This is a genomic window from Xanthobacter sp. BG11Y11_SDJG (assembly GCF_057364445.1).
The window spans coordinates 1-1,810 of record NZ_JBNFNU010000590.1; the positions used below are offsets into that span (position 1 = coordinate 1).

Here is a 1,810-nt window from a genome sequence, read left to right on the forward strand (position 1 = left end):
GCCGCCGCGGCGGCGGCTACCAGCACCCCGCCCTCGACCTCCTGGCCGCCGCCCGCCGCCCGCCAAGGCGCCCGCCATGAGCCCGGAGGCGCTGAAGGAGACCGCCACCCTGCTCGAAGGCACGCTCCAGGATTTCGGCGTGCGCGGCGAGATCGGCCAGGTGCGCCCGGGCCCGGTGGTCACGCTCTACGAGCTGGAACCGGCGCCGGGCATCAAGTCGTCCCGGGTGATCGGCCTCGCCGATGACATCGCCCGCTCCATGAGCGCCATCTCCGCCCGCGTCGCCGTGGTGCCGGGGCGCAACGCGATCGGCATCGAGCTGCCCAATTCCAAGCGCGAGAAGGTGCTGCTGCGCGAGCTTCTGGCCACCCGCGACTTCGGCGATTCGGGCCACAAGCTCGCCATCGCCCTCGGCAAGACCATCGGCGGCGAGCCGGTGATCGTCGACCTCGCGCGCATGCCGCATCTGCTGGTCGCCGGCACCACCGGCTCGGGCAAGTCGGTGGCCATCAACACCATGATCCTCTCGCTGCTCTACCGGCTGAAGCCCGAGCAGTGCCGCCTCATCATGGTGGACCCGAAGATGCTGGAGCTCAGCGTCTATGACGGCATCCCGCATCTGCTCGCCCCGGTCGTCACCGACCCCAAGAAGGCGGTGGTGGCGCTCAAGTGGGCGGTCAAGGAGATGGAGGACCGCTACAAGAAGATGTCGAAGCTCGGCGTGCGCAACATCGACGGCTTCAACGCCCGGGTGCGCGAATCGCTGGAGAAGGGCGAGACCGTCTCGCGCACGGTGCAGACGGGCTTCGACCACGAGACCGGGGAGGCCATCTACGAGAGCGAGGAAATGGACCTCAAGCCTTTGCCCTACATCGTCGTCATCGTCGACGAGATGGCCGACCTGATGCTGGTGGCGGGCAAGGACATCGAGGGCGCGATCCAGCGCCTCGCGCAGATGGCGCGCGCCGCCGGCATCCATCTGGTGATGGCGACCCAGCGCCCCTCGGTGGACGTCATCACCGGCACCATCAAGGCCAATTTCCCGACCCGCATCTCGTTCCAGGTCACGAGCAAGATCGACAGCCGCACCATCCTCGGCGAGATGGGCGCCGAGCAGCTCCTCGGCCAGGGCGACATGCTCTACATGGCCGGCGGCGGCCGCATCTCGCGCGTGCACGGCCCGTTCGTCGCCGACGAGGAGGTGGAGAGCGTGGTCAAGCACCTTAAAGCCCAGGGCGTGCCCGATTATGTGGAGGCGGTCACCGCCGACATGGATGAGGAAAGCGGGGACGAGGACGGCGCCGTGTTCGACAAGGGATCGTTCGGCGAGGAGGGGCAGGACCTCTATTCCCAGGCGGTCCAGGTGGTGCTGCGGGACAAGAAGTGCTCCACCTCCTACATCCAGCGCCGGCTCCAGATCGGCTACAACCGCGCCGCCTCGCTGGTGGAGCGGATGGAGAAGGAAGGCGTGGTGGGCGCGCCAACCATGCGGCAAGCGCGAGATCCTGCTGTCGGACGAGGCCGCGGAATAGCCCGCCCCGCCTGGCGGAAGGCCTTGCCGCCCCGTCAGAAGCCGCTTGCATCCCACCGCGGCGAGCCACAGGATCGCCACAGGCCGCAGTTACGGGAAACGGCCGGCCCTCGACGGTCGCGCTCATCCGTGCCAGAGAAACCGATCATGCTGCTTCGCACCCTCTCCCCGCTCGCCTTCGCCTTCGGGCTGGCGGCCGGCTCCGTCGCCATGGCGCAGGGCCTGCTGCCGCCGGGGGACGTGACGCGCGGCCAGGGCGCCGACCAGGCTCCCGCGACC

The 1,810-nt window shown here is 69.1% G+C and carries 1 pseudogene; it reads left to right on the top strand.

Annotation, left to right across the window (positions count from 1 at the left end):
- Nucleotides 1–1,532, top strand: a pseudogene (locus AC2W7M_RS24745) (DNA translocase FtsK); the annotation flags it as partial.
- Nucleotides 1,533–1,810: the final 278 nt, after the last annotated feature.